At 77.2% G+C, this 15,435-nt stretch carries 15 protein-coding genes, 1 pseudogene and 2 riboswitches; of the genes and pseudogenes, 3 read left to right on the top strand and 13 right to left on the bottom strand.

Translation table 11 applies throughout. From position 1 onward, the window contains the following. Entirely contained in the window at positions 1–513 is a 513-nt protein-coding gene (locus FJQ57_RS19945) for a bifunctional adenosylcobinamide kinase/adenosylcobinamide-phosphate guanylyltransferase (protein WP_139983753.1), read from the top strand. Here FJQ57_RS19945 and FJQ57_RS19950 read toward each other — a convergent pair. From FJQ57_RS19950 to FJQ57_RS19980, 7 genes and pseudogenes are all read right to left on the bottom strand, one after another. Further along, positions 510–1,220 carry an adenosylcobinamide-GDP ribazoletransferase gene (locus tag FJQ57_RS19950; protein ID WP_246081932.1) on the bottom strand — a complete coding sequence of 237 codons (711 nt, stop codon included), beginning with the start codon at positions 1,218–1,220 and terminating at the stop codon, positions 510–512. The genes FJQ57_RS19945 and FJQ57_RS19950 overlap by 4 nt on opposite strands. Before the next feature lie 253 nt (positions 1,221–1,473). Then, positions 1,474–2,490, bottom strand: coding sequence for a nicotinate-nucleotide--dimethylbenzimidazole phosphoribosyltransferase (gene cobT, locus FJQ57_RS19955; RefSeq protein WP_139983755.1), 1,017 nt, complete (start codon positions 2,488–2,490; stop codon positions 1,474–1,476). Next, complete coding sequence (locus FJQ57_RS19960; protein WP_139983757.1) at positions 2,487–3,257, bottom strand: CbtA family protein; 771 nt, start codon at positions 3,255–3,257, stop codon at positions 2,487–2,489. The genes cobT and FJQ57_RS19960 overlap by 4 nt, the downstream gene beginning before the upstream one ends. Before the next feature lie 19 nt (positions 3,258–3,276). Next, positions 3,277–3,495, bottom strand: a complete 219-nt coding sequence (locus FJQ57_RS19965) for a CbtB domain-containing protein (protein WP_139983759.1) — start codon at positions 3,493–3,495, stop codon at positions 3,277–3,279. Positions 3,496–3,652: 157 nt separating this feature from the next. Next, positions 3,653–6,014, bottom strand: a pseudogene (cobBC, locus tag FJQ57_RS19970) (bifunctional hydrogenobyrinic acid a,c-diamide synthase/histidinol phosphate aminotransferase CobBC). Further along, positions 6,008–6,625: a cob(I)yrinic acid a,c-diamide adenosyltransferase gene (gene cobO, locus FJQ57_RS19975; protein ID WP_139983761.1), complete on the bottom strand. Its 618-nt coding sequence runs from the start codon at positions 6,623–6,625 to the stop codon at positions 6,008–6,010. The pseudogene cobBC and the gene cobO overlap by 7 nt, the downstream one beginning before the upstream one ends. Next, the gene (locus tag FJQ57_RS19980) at positions 6,625–8,601 is read right to left on the bottom strand and encodes a VWA domain-containing protein (RefSeq protein WP_246081933.1); all 1,977 of its coding nucleotides are present in this window, start codon (positions 8,599–8,601) and stop codon (positions 6,625–6,627) included. Before FJQ57_RS19980 ends, cobO begins: the two co-directional genes overlap by 1 nt. Positions 8,602–8,624: 23 nt before the next feature. Beyond that, positions 8,625–8,771: riboswitch (cobalamin riboswitch) on the bottom strand. A gap of 13 nt (positions 8,772–8,784) precedes the next feature. Here FJQ57_RS19980 and cbiE point away from each other — a divergent pair. Both cbiE and FJQ57_RS19990 read left to right on the top strand, forming a co-directional pair. Continuing rightward, on the top strand, positions 8,785–9,978 hold the full coding sequence (cbiE, locus tag FJQ57_RS19985) for a precorrin-6y C5,15-methyltransferase (decarboxylating) subunit CbiE (protein WP_246081934.1): 1,194 nt from the start codon (positions 8,785–8,787) through the stop codon (positions 9,976–9,978). After that, complete coding sequence (locus FJQ57_RS19990) at positions 9,975–10,718, top strand: cobalt-precorrin-4/precorrin-4 C(11)-methyltransferase (protein WP_211349215.1); 744 nt, start codon at positions 9,975–9,977, stop codon at positions 10,716–10,718. The genes cbiE and FJQ57_RS19990 overlap by 4 nt, the downstream gene beginning before the upstream one ends. Here the strand turns inward: FJQ57_RS19990 and FJQ57_RS19995 are convergent. The 6 genes from FJQ57_RS19995 to FJQ57_RS20020 all read right to left on the bottom strand — a co-directional run bounded on the left by FJQ57_RS19995 (position 10,639) and on the right by FJQ57_RS20020 (position 15,286). Next, positions 10,639–12,201 carry a precorrin-2 C(20)-methyltransferase gene (locus FJQ57_RS19995; protein ID WP_139983763.1) on the bottom strand — a complete coding sequence of 521 codons (1,563 nt, stop codon included), beginning with the start codon at positions 12,199–12,201 and terminating at the stop codon, positions 10,639–10,641. The genes FJQ57_RS19990 and FJQ57_RS19995 overlap by 80 nt on opposite strands. Beyond that, entirely contained in the window at positions 12,198–12,887 is a 690-nt protein-coding gene (locus FJQ57_RS20000; protein WP_139983765.1) for a precorrin-8X methylmutase, read from the bottom strand. The genes FJQ57_RS19995 and FJQ57_RS20000 overlap by 4 nt, the downstream gene beginning before the upstream one ends. Then, the gene (locus tag FJQ57_RS20005; RefSeq protein WP_139983767.1) at positions 12,884–13,726 is read right to left on the bottom strand and encodes a nitrite reductase; all 843 of its coding nucleotides are present in this window, start codon (positions 13,724–13,726) and stop codon (positions 12,884–12,886) included. The genes FJQ57_RS20000 and FJQ57_RS20005 overlap by 4 nt, the downstream gene beginning before the upstream one ends. 84 nt (positions 13,727–13,810) lie before the next feature. Next, positions 13,811–13,964: riboswitch (cobalamin riboswitch) on the bottom strand. Positions 13,965–13,981: 17 nt separating this feature from the next. Next, on the bottom strand, positions 13,982–14,644 hold the full coding sequence (locus FJQ57_RS20010; RefSeq protein WP_139983769.1) for a (2Fe-2S)-binding protein: 663 nt from the start codon (positions 14,642–14,644) through the stop codon (positions 13,982–13,984). Between the two features lie 52 nt (positions 14,645–14,696). Next, positions 14,697–14,993, bottom strand: a complete 297-nt coding sequence (locus tag FJQ57_RS20015) for a hypothetical protein (RefSeq protein WP_139983771.1) — start codon at positions 14,991–14,993, stop codon at positions 14,697–14,699. After that, entirely contained in the window at positions 14,990–15,286 is a 297-nt protein-coding gene (locus tag FJQ57_RS20020) for a hypothetical protein (RefSeq protein WP_139983773.1), read from the bottom strand. Before FJQ57_RS20020 ends, FJQ57_RS20015 begins: the two co-directional genes overlap by 4 nt. Positions 15,287–15,435: the final 149 nt, after the last annotated feature.

Below are 15,435 nucleotides of genomic sequence, written 5' to 3' on the forward strand. Positions count from 1 at the left end.
GTGAGGGTGCTGGTGACCGGCGGCGTGCGGTCGGGCAAGTCGCGCCACGCGGAGTCGCTCGTGGGGTCGCTCGAGGCGTGCCGCTACGTCGCGCCCGGCCCGACCTACGACGACGCCGACTGGGCCGCGCGCGTCGCCGCCCACCGGGCGCGGCGCCCGGCGTCGTGGGAGACCGTCGAGACCCACGACCTCGCGGCCGCGCTGGCCACCGACCGGCCGGTGCTGGTCGACTGCCTGGGCACCTGGCTGACGGGCGTGGTCGACGACGCGGGCCGGTGGGACGACCCGGTGGACGCGCTGCTGCCGTGGCTGGAGGGCCTGGTCGAGGAGGCGGTGGCCGCGATGCGCGGCGACGTGGTGCTGGTGACCAACGAGGTCGGGCTCGGGGTGGTGCCGGCGCACCGGTCGGGGCGGTTGTTCCGCGACCTGCTGGGCTCGGTCAACCAGCGGTTCGGGGCGGCGTGCGACGAGGTGCACCTCGTCGTCGCCGGGCGGGTCCTCAGGCTGCCCTAGGCGCACGCCAACCCCAGCAGCATCGTGGTCAGGCAGAGCTCGATGGCCGCTCCCATGACGTCGCCGGTCACGCCGCCGAGGCGCCGGGTGCAGCGCCGGACCAGGGCGACGACGACCAGGCCCGGCACGACGCCGGTGAGCACGCCGCCGACGACCGCGACCGGCACCGGGACGGTGCGGGTGAACGCACCGCCGATGCCGTCCCAGCGCGCCGGCGGCACCGGGCTCGCGCAGACGATCCACAACGCGCAGCGCGACAGGCAGACGGCCCCACCGGCCAGCAGGGGGTCGTCGGCCAGCGCGGCCAGGGCCGCGGCCTGGAGGCCGGCCACGAGGACGGTGGCCAGGGTGCCCGCGGGGCCCGACGTGCCGGTCTTCATCACCGCCAGCGACCGCTCCGGGTCGTAGGACGCGGTGAGGCCGTCGGCCACGTCGGACAGCCCGTCCCAGTGCAGCGCGCGGGTGCCCAGGGCCACGGCGCCCACGGCCAGCAGCCCGACGGCGTACGACGGCAGGCCGGCGAGGTCGCCCAGCCAGAGCACCGCCGCGACCAGCGCCCCGAGCGGCAGCACGGCCACCGGCGCCAGCAGCATGGTCGCCCGCGCGACGGCCGGGGACGGCTCGCCGTCGAAGTGCGGCCCGCGCACGGGCAGCGCGGTCAGCAGACCGGTGGCCAGGCGCCAGGCGTCGGTCAGGTCGCGCGGCACGGGGTCTCGGCTCTCGTGGTCTCGAGACGGGCCTGGCGGCCCTCCTCGACCACCGTGTGGTGACGGCCGGGCGCGCGTGTGGTCTCGAGACGGGCCTGGCGGCCCTCCTCGACCACCGTGTGGTGACGGCTGGGCGCGCGTGTGGTCTCGAGACGGGCCTGGCGGCCCTCCTCGACCACCGTGTGGCGACCGGGCCCCACGGTGGTCGAGGAGGTTGCGCAGCAACCGTCTCGAGACCACTCGAGCCGAGACGTCACAGCAGGTCGGCGAGGAGGGCGGTGTCGCGGAGCAGGGCGACGGCGCTGCGCAGGACCGGGACGGCGGCGACGGCGCCGCTGCCCTCGCCGAGCCGCAGGCCCAGGTCGAGCAGCGGCTCGAGGCCGAGCTTCTCCAGGGCCAGGGACTGCGCGGGCTCGGTGGAGCGGTGGCCGGCGGCACACCAGGCGGCCGTGCCGGGCGCGAGCCGCTCGGCGGTGAGGGCGCAGGCCACCGACATGAGGCCGTCGAGCAGCACGGGCACCCCGGCCTCGGCGGCGGCGACGAGGTAGCCGACGGTGGCGGCGAGGTCGGCGCTGCCGAGCGCGGCCAGCGTCTCGACCGGGTCGTCGGTGCGCAACCCGGCGCGGGCCAGGGCCTGGCGGACGACGTCGTGCTTGCGGCGCAGGGCCGCGTCGTCGATGCCGGTGCCGCGGCCGACGACGTCCTCGGCGGGCAGGCCGAGGGCGGCCGCGACCAGGGCCGAGGCGGGCGTGGTGTTGCCGATGCCCATGTCGCCGCTGAGCAGCAGGTCGGCGCCGGCGGCGACCTCCTCGGCCGCGACGGCCCGGCCGACCTCGATCGCCCGGCGGGCCTCCGCGGCGGTCAGGGCGTCCTCGAGGTGGATGGCGCCGGAGCCGCGGCGGACCTTGTGGGCCGACACGTCGGCCGGGAGGCCGTCGAGGTCGTCGTCGACCCCGAGGTCGAGCACCCGGACCGCGACGCCGTGGGCGGCCGCGAGCGCGGAGACCCCGGCCCGGCCGGCCACGAACGTGCGGACCATGGCGCCCGTGATGGCCGGCGGGTAGGCCGAGACGCCGTGGGCAGCGACGCCGTGGTCGCCCGCGAAGACGACCAGGCGGACGTCGTCCAGCGGCCGCGGTGGCACCGCGCCCTGGCAGGCCGAGACCCAGGTGGCGAGGTCGCCGAGGCGACCCAGCGCCCCGGCGGGCGTGGCGAGCCCGGCCAGCCGCTCGGCCGCCGCCGCACGGCTCGCCGCGTCGGGCGCCCTCACAGGCTGGCGGCCAGCGCGCGGCGCTCGGCCACGGCCCGCTCGGCCCGGGCCAGGCGGTCGACGCTGAGCACCAACCCCGCACCGATGACGGCCCACAGGGTGGTGAGCGTCAGCAGCGAGGAGACCCGGAAGGACCACAGGGTGTCGGCCGGGAACGCGCCGACCTCGTTGACCGTGGGCAGCAGCGCCGCGGCGACACCCGCCACGACGACGTACGCCGCCACGCCGGCCATCGAGGCGCGCAGGCCCCCGAACCGGTCGGCCAGGGCGCGGGCCAGCTGGACCGCGGCCAGCGCTGCGACGACCGAGACGAGCACGAGCAGGAAGTAGTCGCTGGTGCGGCTGCCGATCGTGTCGCCGCTGCCGACGGCGGGCGGGGTGGCGGGGTACTTCAGGAACGGGACCAGGCTGTAGGCCACGAACCCGATCGCGGCGACGAGGCCGGTCGTCTGGACGGCGGTGAGCCGGCCCAGGCGGCCGATGGCGGCGGCGCTGAGCAGGGCCACGAACCCGCCGAGCACGACGCCGATGGCGACGGTGCCGGTGAGCAGGCCCCAGGTGCGCTGCACGGGACGGCTGACCTCGGTGACCTCCTCCTCGGGCTCGTCCGCGGCCTCGGCGGCCGGGTCGGCGGCGGAGGCGGCCTCCTCGAGCGCGATGGCGGTCTCGACGTGGGGCTCGCCCACCTCGTGCGCGACGAGGAAGGCGGCGAGCCCGGCGAGGAGGCCGACGAGCAGCCCCCGCACCAGGACGTTGCGGGCGGTCATCTCGCGGGACTCCCGGCCGTCAGTGGCAGGGGTACCCGAGGAGGTGGCGGGCGTCGTGCACCCACTCGTGGACCGCGGTGCCCGACGGCACGGACACGCCGCCCTGGTTGGCGCTGACGAAGAAGACGACGACGGCGGCGAAGAGGCCGAAGAACACGGCCCACGGGCCGAGGTCGCGGATCGGGATGGCGGGCGTGGCCGGAGTGGCGATCTCCGGGGTGGCGGCAGTGTGGGCCATGAGGACCTCCTGAGGGATGACTGCGTCCCTGTCGATGGGGTGGAAGCGGGCCTTCGGGTCTGACTTCCGCCACGATCCCGCTCAGCAGAGCGGCAAAATGGCGGTCACAGTAGCGCGACTGTGCCGGATTCACACCGGCTTCCTCGGGCCCGCCGGCTCACCCTAGGGCATCGCGGAGGGCCCGGGACAGCAGGTCCGCGAGCAGGCCCGTCGTGGCGGGCGGGCGCACGGCGACGCGCATCCAGGAGCCGTCGAGGCCGGGGAACGTGTCGGCCCGACGGGCCGCGACGCCGCGGGCCCGCAGGGCGGCGTGCACGCCCGCGCCGGGGCGGGCCAGGACGAAGCTGGTGGCGCTGGGCAGGTGGTCGACGCCGAGGTCGGTGAGGACGGCCTCGAGGTGGTCCCGCCAGCGCGCGACGCGCTCGGCGCGAGCGGTGCTCTCGGTCCGGGCGCGCTCGGTGGCCAGCACGGTGGCGGCGGCGATCGCGGTCGTGGAGACCGACCACGGCACCTGCGCGCGGCGCAGCTGGGCGACGAGGTCGGGGTCGCCCACGGCGTACCCGATGCGGACGCCGGGGATCGTCCAGTGCTTGGTCAGGCTGCGGGTGACCAGGACGCCCGGCTCGCCGAGCACCGACGCGGCCTCACCGGGCACGGTCTCCATGAACGCCTCGTCGACCAGCACCAGCCGCCCCGGCGCCCGCAGGGACAGGACGGCCTCGCGCGGGTGGAGGACGCCGGTGGGGTTGGTCGGGTTGCCGACGACGACGAGGTCGGCCCCGGCCGGGACGGCAGCGGGGTCGAGGAGGAACGGCCGGGGCAGCACCACGGTGGTGACGGCGTGGCCGGCCTGCTCCAGCGCGGCGTGCGGCTCGGTGAACTGCGGGTGCACCACCGCGGGCTCGCGCCAGGCCTGCCGCGCGACCAGCGAGAACGCCTCGGCCGCGCCCGCGGTCAGCAGCACCTGGGCCGGGTCGAGGCCGTGGTGGGCCGCCACCGCGGCCTCGGCGGCGGTCGGGTCGGGATAGGCGCCGACGTCGTCGAGCGAGGCCCGCAGGGCGGCGTCGAGCCAGTCGGGGCGGGGCTCGGGGTGCACGTTGACCGCGAGGTCCAGGAGCCCCGCGTCGCGGACCTCGGCGTCGCCGTGGTGGCGGAGCGGGTCCGGGTGGGAGTCACGCACGGGCGTGCACGGCGTCGGCAAACCGCTGCGCGAGGTGCGGCTGGCCGGCCCAGTGCGTGTGCAGGTACGACGCGTGCAGGCTGTCGCTGGCGAAGCCGACCGGCTCGCCGTCGACGACCCACGCGGGGGCCAGGCCGGTGACGGGCTCGACGGTGGTGTGGTGGAACTCGTGGGCGTTGACCTGCTCGCCGACCCGGGTCAGCAGGCCGTCGGCGGCGGCCGCGATGGTCGGGTAGCGCAGGGTCAGGCCGACCATCCGGGCGTCGGCCTCGACGGCACCGACCATGGGGGTGCCGTCGAGGGTGCGGCACAGGTAGAGCAGTCCGCCGCACTCGGCGACCGTCGGCACGCCGTCGGCCACGGCCTCGCGCACCGAGGCACGGAAGGCGGCGTTGGCGGCCAGGCCCTCGGCGTGCACCTCGGGGAACCCCCCGCCCAGCACCAGCCCCGCCGCGTCCGCCGGGAGCGCGTCGTCGACCAGCGGGTCGACGTCGACCACCTCGCAGCCCGCGGCGCGCAGCAGCTCGGCGGTCTCGGCGTAGCGGAAGGTGAACGCGCGGCCGGCGGCGACGGCGACCACGGGCCGGCGCCCGCTGGGGGGCGCGACCGCGGCGGTCGGGTCCCAGGGCTCGGCGTCGAGGTCGGGTGCGGACCGGGCGACCTCGAGCACGGCGTCGAGGTCGACGTGCTCGGCCACCCGGTCGGCCAGCGCGGCCAGGGTCGCCGCGGTCTCCTCGCGCTCGGCCGCGGTGACCAGCCCGAGGTGGCGCGACGGCATCGCGAGCGCCGCGTCGCGGGGGATCGTGCCCAGCACCGGCACCCGCACCGAGGAGGCCACCTCGGCCGCGTGCCGGGGCGAGCCCGCCTGGTTGAGCACCACGCCGGCGACCCGCACCGAGGGGTCGTACGTCGCCAGGCCGTGCACGACCGCGCCGACGGTGCGCGAGGCCCGCGACACGTCGACGACCAGCACGACCGGGGCCTCGAGCACGCCGGCCACGTGGGCGGTCGAGGCGAACCCCTCGGCGCCGACGCGGCCGTCGTACAGGCCCATGACGCCCTCGACGACCGCCACGTCGGCGGGCGTCGGGGTGCGGGCGCCGTGCAGCAGCAGCGGGGCGAGGCGGTCGACGCCGACGAGGTGCGGGTCGAGGTTGCGGCCGGGGCGGCCGCAGGCGGCGCCGTGGTAGCCGGGGTCGATGTAGTCGGGGCCGACCTTGTGGCCCGAGACGGTGAGGCCGCGGGCGGTGAGGGCGGCCATGAGGCCGGTGGCGACGGTGGTCTTGCCCTGGCCGGTGCCGGGCGCGCCGACGACCAGCCGGGGGAGCGGGGTCACCACTCGATGCCCGCCTGGCCCTTCTGGCCGCGCTCCATCTGGTGCTTGACCTTGGTCATCTCGGTGACCAGGTCGGCGGCCTCGACCAGCGCGGGGTGCGCGCGGCGGCCGGTGACGACGACGAACTGGCGGCCCGGCCGGTCGCGCAGCGTCGACACGACGTCGTCGACGTCGACCCAGCCCCACTCCATGGGGTAGGTGAACTCGTCGAGCACGTAGAGGTCGTGGCGCTGGTCGGCGATCCGGCGCTTGACCTCGGCCCAGCCCTCGGCGGCGGCCCGGGCGTGGTCGTCGGCCTCGCCCTGCTTGCGCGACCACGACCAGCCGGAGCCCATCTTGTGCCACTCCACCGGCCCGCCCTCGCCGGTCTGCTCGTGCAGCTCGCCGAGGCGCTCGAGCACGGTCTGCTCGCCGATGCGCCACTTGGCCGACTTCACGAACTGGAAGACCCCGACGTCCCAGCCCTGGTTCCACGCGCGCACGGCGAGCCCGAAGGCCGCGGTCGACTTCCCCTTGCCGTCGCCGGTGTGCACCATCAGCAGCGGCAGGCGGCGGCGCTGGGCGGTGGTCAGCCCGTCGTCCGGTACGACGTCGGGCCGGCCCTGCGGGGCCATCAGGCCACCCGCCCGCGCACGACGCCGGTCAGGGCCTCGGCGCTGACCTGCCCGATGGGCACGTGCTCCCCGCCGAGGTCGGCGGCCAGGGTCCGGGCGAGGCCGAGGCGCATCGGTCCGGCCTCGCAGTCGACGACGACGCTGGTCACGCCGGTGGTGGCCAGGCCGCGGGCGGCCCAGGTGGCCCGGCCGGCGGCGTCGGCGCCCGAGGTGGCGCGGCCGTCGGTGACCACGACGAGCAGGGGTCGCCGGCGGGGGTCGCGGACGCGCTCGAGGTCGATCACCCGCGCCGCCTCGAGCAGGCCCTCGGCCAGCGGGGTGCGGCCCCCGGCGGGCAGCTCGTCGAGCCGGCGCGCGGCCACGTCGACCGACCCGGTCGGCGGGAGCGCGAGGTCGGCGGTCGTGCCGCGGAACGTCACCAGCGCGACCTTGTCGCGGCGCCGGTAGGCGTCGAGGAGCAGGCTGAGCACGGCCGTCTTGACCTGCTCCATCCGCTTGCGCGCGGCCATCGAGCCGCTCGCGTCGACGCAGAAGAGGACGAGGTTGGCCTCCCGGCCCTCGCGCACCGCCACCCGCAGGTCGGCCGGCTCCAGGAGCACCCGCCCGCCGGCCCGCCCGCGGGCGGCCTGGTGGGGTGCGGCGGCGCGGACGGTCTCGAGCAGGTGCACCCCGCCCGTGCTGCCGGGTCGGGCGCCGACGCGGCGGCCGGTCTCGGTGAGCGCGCGGCTGCGGCGCCCGGCCTCGCCGCGGCCCGTGCCCGCCACCCGGAACGTCCGCGCGCGGTAGGGGTCGGTCGCGGTGACCGTGGTCGGCTGCGGGGTCTCGAGACGGGCGTGGCCGCCCTCCTCGACCCCCGTGTGGCCCGGTCGCTCGCCGCCCTCCTCGACCCCCGTGTGGTCGGGCGCGTCCACGGTGGTCGAGGAAGGCGCGCTGGCGCCTGTCTCGAGACCACTGTCCGCAGCGTCCTCGCCACCCCCACCACCGTCGGGCCCGCCGTCGGGCCCGCCGTCGGGGTCGGGGTCCGGGTCGTCCTCGCCCAGCACCTCGTCGAGGAGGTCCTCGTCGAGGCCGGGGGCGTCGAAGGGGTTGCGCCGGCGGCGGTGGGGGAGCGCGAGGCGGGCGGCGACCCGCACGTCCTCCAGCGTGACCACGGTGCGGCCGCACCAGGCGGCGTGGGCGGCGGCGGTGCGGGCGGTGACGATGTCGGCGCGCAGGCCGTCGACCTCGAACGCCGCGCACACCTCGGCGATGCGCAGCAGCACGTCGTCGGGCAGCTCGACCGCGCCCGCGGTCAGGAGCACCTGGGCCGCGCGCAGCCGCTCGGTCAGGTCGGCCTCGGCGTCGGCGTACGACGCGGAGAAGGCCTCGGGGTCGGCGTCGAAGGCCATCCGCCGCCGGACGACGTCGACGCGGACGGCCGGGTCGCGCGGGGCGGCGACCTCGACGGTGAGCCCGAACCGGTCGAGCAGCTGCGGGCGCAGCTCGCCCTCCTCGGGGTTCATGGTGCCGACGAGCACGAACCGCGCCGGGTGCGAGACCGAGACCCCGTCGCGCTCGACGGTGCAGCGGCCCATCGCGGCCGCGTCGAGCAGCACGTCGACGAGGTGGTCGTGCAGGAGGTTGACCTCGTCGACGTACAGCAGGCCGCGGTGGGCCTTGACCAGCAGCCCGGGCTCGTACTCCGCGACGCCGTCGGCCAGCGCCTTCTCCAGGTGCAGCGAGCCGAGCACGCGGTCCTCGGTGGCGCCGACGGGCAGCTCGACCAGCGGCACGCGCCGTTGGGCACCGCCGTCGTCGAGCGGCGGCAGCACGGCGGCCAGGGCGCGCACGATGGTGGACTTGGCCGTGCCCTTCTCGCCGCGGACCAGCACGCCGCCGATCTCGGGCGAGACGGTGGTGAGCACCAGGGCCAGGGCCATGTCGCCGGGGTCGACGACCGCCGTGAAGGGATAGGTGGTCAGGGGTGTGTCCGGCACGTGAGGCTCCCGCTCGTCGCCGTGGAAGAGGACGTCGCGAGGCCGGTCTTCGGACTTCCGTGGTCGCCGTCCGCTCGACGGCGCCGCGGTCACCGCAGCGGGCCTGTGCCGGACTCCCACCGGCTTCCCAGATTCTCCCCGTGAGGGGCACCTCGTGACGTCCGCACGATAGCGTCGGCGCCCGTGGTCGTCGTGGTGGGGATGGGCGCCGACGGGCTCGCCGGGCTGGCGCCCGCGGTGCGCGACCGCGTGCTCGCCGCCCCGGTCGTGGTCGGTGGCCCCCGCCACCTGGCGCTGCTGCCCGACGTCCCGGGGCAGGAGCGGCGGGCGTGGCCCTCGCCCTTCACGGTCGACGGCGTCCCCGCGGACGCGCTCGTGCTCGCCTCGGGCGACCCGCTCGTCTCCGGCGTCGCGACCACGCTCGTACGCCGCCTCGGCGCCGACGCCGTCGAGGTCGTCCCGCACGTCTCGTCGGTGGCCCTGGCCCGGGCCCGGATGCGCTGGAGCGCCGAGGAGAGCACCGCGCTCACCGTGGTCGGCCGCCGGGTCGAGCGGGTGCTGCGCGAGCTCGCGCCGGGCCGCCGGCTGCTGCTGCTGACCTCGGACGAGCACACCCCGGCCCGGGTGGCCGCGCTGCTGGTCGGCGCGGGGTACGGCGCGACGCGGATGACCGCCCTGGCCGACCTCGGCGCGGCCGAGGAGTCGCGGCACGAGGCCACCGCCGCGGCCTGGGACCTCGCCGTCCCGCGCCTGCACGTGCTCGCCCTCGACCTCCTCGGCCCGGCCGGCGGGTCGGTCAGCGGGTCCTGGGCCGCCGGGCTGCCCGACGACGCGTTCGAGCACGACGGCCAGCTGACCAAGCGCGACGTGCGCGCCTCCGCCCTGGCCCGGCTCCGACCGCAGCCCGGCCAGCGCCTGCTCGACCTCGGCGCCGGCGCCGGGTCGGTGGCCATCGAGTGGGCGCGCGCCCACCCGACCTGCCGGGCCACCGCCGTCGAGCGCGAGGCCGAGCGGGCCGCCCGGATCGCCCGCAACGCCGCCCGCCTCGGCGTCCCCGACCTCGAGGTCGTGCACGGCGACGTCCTGGCCTCCGTCCGCGCCGTCGAGGGCCTGGTCGACGCGATCTTCGTCGGCGGCGGGGCGACCGCGCCCGGCCTGCTCGACGCCTGCCGCGACCGGCTCGCCCCGGGCGGGCGGCTCGTCGTCCACGGGGTGACGCTCGAGACCGAGCAGGTGCTGGCGGCGGCGTACGCCGCGCACGGGGGCGAGCTGACCCGCCTGGCGGTCGAGACGGCCGCCCCGATCGGCTCCTTCACCGGGTGGACGCCGGCGCGGGCCGTGACCCAGTGGAGCTGGACCCGGGAGGAACAGCCGTGACCGTGACCTTCGTCGGCGCCGGACCGGGCGCGGCCGACCTGCTGACCCTGCGCGCCGTGCGCCTGCTCGGCGAGGCCGACGTCGTGCTCTACCCCGGCACCTACCTCGACGCCGCCGTGCTCTCGCACTGCCGCGACGGCGCCACGCTCGTCGACACGCAAGCCCTCGACCTCGACGCGATCGTCGGCCACCTGGTCGAGGCCCACCGCTCGGGGAGCGCCAGCGTGCGGCTGACCTCGGGCGACCCGTCGGTCTACTCCGCCCTGACCGAGCAGACCCGGCGCCTCGACGAGGCTGGGGTGCCGTGGGAGGTCGTGCCGGGTGTGCCGGCGTACGCCGCCGCGGCGGCCCGGGTGGGCCGCGAGCTGACGGTGCCGCTGGTGGCGCAGTCGGTGGTCGTGACCCGGCCGCAGGCGCGGTCCTCGGCGATGCCGGAGACCGAGGAGCTGGAGGCGTTCGCGCGCACCCGCGCCACGCTGGCGCTGCACCTCGGCATCACCCGCACGCGGGAGCTGATGGAGCGCGTGGCGCCGCACTACGGGCAGGACTGCCCCGTCGCGGTGGTCTTCCGGGCCAGCCAGCCCGACGAGCAGGTGCTCACCGGCACGGTCGGCGACATCGCCGACGCCGTGGAGGCCGCCGGCCTGCGTCAGGCGGCGGTCATCCTCGTGGGCCGGGCGCTGGCGCGCGGTGGTGGGGAGTCGTGGCTCTACTCGTCCACACGCGACCGCTCCGGCTGACCTGGGTGCCGCTGGACCCCACGATGACCAGGCACTTCATGTCGATCGAGGCGGGGTCGAGGTCGCCGAGCGTGGTCACGGTGAGCGACTCCTCGGCCCGGCCGACGTCGCGGCCGACGACCACGACCCGGTCGGCGGGCAGCGACTCCAGCAGCAGGTCGCGGGCCGCGGCGATCTGCTCGGTGCGGCTGCGCGAGGCCGGGTTGTAGAGCGCGAGCACGAGGTCGGCCTCGGCGATCGCCCGCAGCCGTCGGGCGATGAGGTCCCACGGCTTGAGCCGGTCGGACAGGCTGACGACCGCGAAGTCGCCGCCGATGGGAGCGCCCGCCTTGGCCGCCACGGCCTGCACCGCGCTCACGCCCGGCAGCACCCGCACGTCGACCGACGGGAACTCGTCGGCCTGCTCCAGCACCGCCGTGGCCATCCCGAACACGCCCGCGTCGCCGCCCGAGACCACCGCGACCCGGCAGCCGTCGGCGGCCAGCTCGAGGGCGTGCCGCGCGCGGTCGGCCTCGACCCGGTTGCCCGAGGCGTGCCGGGTGAGCCCGGCGCGCTGCGGCACCCGGTCGACGTACGGCGCGTAGCCGACGACGTGGTCGACCCCGGCCAGCGCCTCGACCACCTCGGGGGTGGTCCAGGCGTCGGGGCCGGGGCCCAGGCCGATGACGAGCAGCTCGCAGCGGGGCCGCCCGGCGTCGTCGGTCGGCTCGGGCACGACGGCCTCGACGGCGGGGGAGTGCCGTCGCCCGCGGGTGTCGCCGCCGACGAGGACGAGGGCGAAGTAGGGCACCGACCCGGGGTCGACCTCGCGCACCGGGACCCGCCGCTCACCCTCCATCGAGGCGCGCTCGACGTAGACCGCCTCGTCGAGCCGGCCGGCCTCGGCCAGCGCCTCGAGGACGGCGGGGAAGGTGCGGCCGAGCTTCATGATGACCGCGGCGTCGGTGTCGGCCAGGCGGCGGGCGAGCTCGGGCGCGGGCAGGGTGCCGGGGAGCACGGTGAGCACGTCGGTCTGGCGGGCCAGGGGCAGCCCGGCGGCTGCGGTCGAGGCGGCGAAGGCCGGGACGCCGGGCACGACCTCGGTGGCGAACCGGTCGGCGAGCCGGTCGTGCATGTACATCGCCGAGCCGTAGAACAGCGGGTCGCCCTCGGCCAGCAGCACCACGTCGCGGCCGGCCTCGAGGTGCTCGGCCAGCCGGGCCGCGGAGGCCTCGTAGAAGTCGGCGATGGCGCCGGCGTACCCGCCCGGGTGGTCGGTGGTGCCGGTGGTGACGGGGTAGCGCAGCTCGACCTCGACGGCGCCCTCGGGGAGCACGCCGGCCTCCTCGGCGATGCGGCGGGCGTGGGAGGTCGTGCGCGTGCCGGCGTGGTAAGCGACGACGTCGGCGGCGCCGATGACGCGGGCGGCCTTGAGCGTCATCAGCCCGGGGTCGCCGGGGCCGACGCCGACGCAGGTGAACCGGCCTCGCTGCCCGGCGCTCATGCCTCGCTCACCGAGGCCAGGGCGTTGACCGCCGAGGAGGTCATGGCCGACCCGCCGCGGCGGCCGCGCACGGTCACAAAGGGAACGTCGACGCCCCACCGCTCGGCGAACGTCGCCAGCGCCTCCTTCGACTCGGCCGCGCCGATGAACCCGACCGGACAGCCCACGATCGCCGCCGGCCGCGGGGCGCCGTCGGCCAGCATCTCCAGCAGGTGGAACAGCGCGGTCGGGGCGTTGCCGATGGCGACGACGGCGCCCTCGAGGTGGGGCTCCCAGAGCGAGACGGCGGCCGCGCTGCGGGTGGTGCCCCAGGAGCGGGCCAGGTCGGGCACGCGGTCGTCGTACAGGTGGCACATGATCTCGTTGCCGGCCGGCAGCCGGCCGGCGGTGATGCCGACCGCGACCATGCGGGCGTCGCAGAGCACCGGCGCGCCGGCGGCCAGGGCGGCGCGGCCGGCGGGCCCGAGGTCGGGGTGGACGACGAGGTCGTCGACCAGGTCGACCTGGCCGCAGCCGTGGATCATCCGGACCGCGACCTGCTCGGCGCTCGCCGGGACGCGGGACAGGTCGGCCTCGCGGCGGATCGTGGCGAAGGAGTCGGCGTAGATCGCCGGGCCGGTCGGCACGTAGGCGTAGCGCGGGGTGGGGCGGCGGAGGTCGTCCGCCGGGGAGCTCGGGGTGCTCACAGCAGGTCCGTCCTGATGATCGAGTGCCAGGGGGTGACGACGACGGGGCCACCGGTGGAGGTGGCCAGGGCGGCGAGGTCGGGGGTGAGGCGGCCGTCGGGGACGGGCAGCAGCGCGTCGCCGAGGTCGTGGCCGGGCGCGTGGCCGGGTGGTGCGGTGCGCGCCGTCGTACGCCGGTCGGGCGGCTCGGGCGCGAGGAGCGGGGTGGCCGGGTCGAGCTCGGTGACGTGCCACGGGGCCGTGTCGGTCCGGCCGCCGGTGCCGCGGAGGTCGAGGAAGCGGTGCACGAGCGCGAGCAGGGCGTCGACGGCGTGGTCGAGCGGCACCACCGGGCCCCACCCGGCGCCGACGCGGAGCTGGGCGAACCGGTCGTCGAGGGCCATCAGCCCCAGGTCGGTGTCGCGGTCGACCAGGTCGCCCCGGCCGTCGTCGAGGACGAGGAGGAAGCGGCCCGGGAGCTCGGGCGTGCGGTCGTCGGCCAGGATCGCGCGGTCGAGGGCGGCGGCCAGCGGACGCAGGTCGACGCGCCCGCCGCGCAGGCCGGTGAGCGGGGAGACCATGACGTTGCGGGCCTGGTCGTGGGCGCGGCTGGGCAGGAGGCCGAGGGCCTCGACGGCCTGGAGGAACGGTTCGCCGTGGTCGACCGCCCGCAGCTGGAGGTTGGCCCGGGCGGTCAGGTGCACGTCGCCGTCGCCGTACGTCGCGGCGAGGTCGGACAGGCCGGCCAGGGTCGCTGCGGGCAGCTCGCCGCCGACCGTGCGCAGCCGGACCAGGGGTCCGTCGTCGGCGAGCCACGGGCGCAGGGCGCCGGGGCACCGGTCGGGTCGGGTGCGGGGCACGGGGGGTCCTCAGCGTCCTCGGAGGTCTGGGCCGTCACGCGTGGGCCTGGTCGACCTCGCGGCGGTCGGCCGCAAGGGCCAGCAGGTCTTCGGACTCGGGATCGCACCGACCCTGGACGCCTTCCCAGGTCCCCGTCACGCTGACGTCACGTGGACCCAGTGGCTGCCGGTCACCCCCGGCCGTCCTGCCGATCACCCTCACCGCTGCGCGTCAGTCCCGGACTCTCACCGGGTTCCCGCACTGGCGGGGTGACCCTAGCAAGCGCGGCCGCCGCGGGTCGGGCGACGGGTGGGCACGGTGTCGAGGACGCAGTCGCCGCACAGCCCGGCGCCCGGCACCTGCCAGAACAAGCAGCAGGTGCCGCGGCGGGTGCTGCCGTCGGGTCGGACCACGACCTCGCCGGCGAGGCCGGGCCCGTCGAGCAGGTGCGCGACCACCGGCCGGGCGCGGGGGAGCACGTGCACCCGCGGCACCGTGGCCAGGCTGCCGGCGACGTTGCCCCACAGCAGCCGCGGCGAGAGCGGTGTCGCCGCCACCAGCGGGTCGACCACCTCGTGCACCGCCCGCTCCAGGTCGTCGACGCTGGCCTGGACCCAGCCCCGTGGCTCCCGCACGCCCAGCGTGACCGCACCCTCGTCGTGGCGGAGCAGGATCGTCGCCGGGTCGGGGAGCACTCCGTCGACGACGTACGGCACGACGGTCAGCGACCACAGCCGCGACGCGATGCCCATGACCGCCGTCGACCAGCCCACCCGCAGCGGTGGGTCGCCCATCCGTCGGGCAACGGCCCGGGCCAGCGCCTCGAGGTCGACCTCCGCGAGCGGCACGTAGCGGTCGTCGGGCGCCAGGTCGGGCTCCCACGCCAGCACCCGGGCCAGCGCACGCGTCACGGCGGCGGGGGTGGCGGGGGTCGTCATGGCGTCGGCCAGCGTACGTCGGCCGTCCGACCGGCAGGTCGGTCAGGACGCGTCAGGAACCCACGGTGAGGGTGAGGAGGAGGACGGCGAGGGCGGGGCCAGCCGCGGCCGAGATCGCCCACCCCGTGGCGAGCCAGCGCCAGCGGGCCCGGGTGGCGAGGGCGGTCGCGCCGAGCCGCCAGGCGCCGCTCAGGAGGAGCCCGGCGAGGGCGGCGTCGTGGCTGGCCCCGATCGACGCGACCGGGTCCAGGGCGGCGAACCAGGCGGCCGTGCCGATGACCACCGCGCCCAGCAGCTCGACGGTGGCGCGGTCGGGGCTGACGGGGCTGACGGGGTCGGGGGCGGTCACGCGCCGAGGGCGACGAGGAGCAGGGCGAACGCCACAGCGGGGCCCGTCACCGCTGACAGCGCCAACCCGGCGGCCACGAACCGCCACGGGGGAGCCACCGCGAGCGTGGCCGACCCCGCCAGCCAGGTGGCGCTCAGGACGACGGCCACCGACCCCGCCTGGTCCAGCCACAGCCCCCCGGCGGCGCCGACGGCCACGAGTGCGGCCACCCACGTGGCGCTGCCGATGACGGCGGCGCCGAGCATCTGGACGGTCGCGCGGTCGGGGCTCACCAGGTCGCGGGTCCTGCTCACGGGTTCATCGTCGCCGTCGTCCGTCGGATCCGCCTGAGCACGAGTACCTGCCTCGGTGACCGCCCGACCGCAGCTGCCGTGGTCTCGAGACAGGCCACGAGGTGGCCTTCCTCGACCACCGGGTGGCCCGGCCTCCCACGGTGGTCGAG

It is taken from the genome of Nocardioides litoris (assembly GCF_006346315.1).
GTDB lineage: Bacteria > Actinomycetota > Actinomycetes > Propionibacteriales > Nocardioidaceae > Nocardioides > Nocardioides litoris.

Bases quoted from the DNA above. Each gene is read 5' to 3' on its own strand.
- FJQ57_RS19995 (WP_139983763.1), bottom strand. From the start codon at position 12,201: ATGAGCGCCGGGCAGCGAGGCCGGTTCACCTGCGTCGGCGTCGGCCCC.
- FJQ57_RS19960 (WP_139983757.1), bottom strand. From the start codon at position 3,257: ATGACCGCCCGCAACGTCCTGGTGCGGGGGCTGCTCGTCGGCCTCCTC.
- FJQ57_RS19965 (WP_139983759.1), bottom strand. From the start codon at position 3,495: ATGGCCCACACTGCCGCCACCCCGGAGATCGCCACTCCGGCCACGCCC.
- cobO (WP_139983761.1), bottom strand. From the start codon at position 6,625: ATGGCCCCGCAGGGCCGGCCCGACGTCGTACCGGACGACGGGCTGACC.
- FJQ57_RS20010 (WP_139983769.1), bottom strand. From the start codon at position 14,644: ATGACGACCCCCGCCACCCCCGCCGCCGTGACGCGTGCGCTGGCCCGG.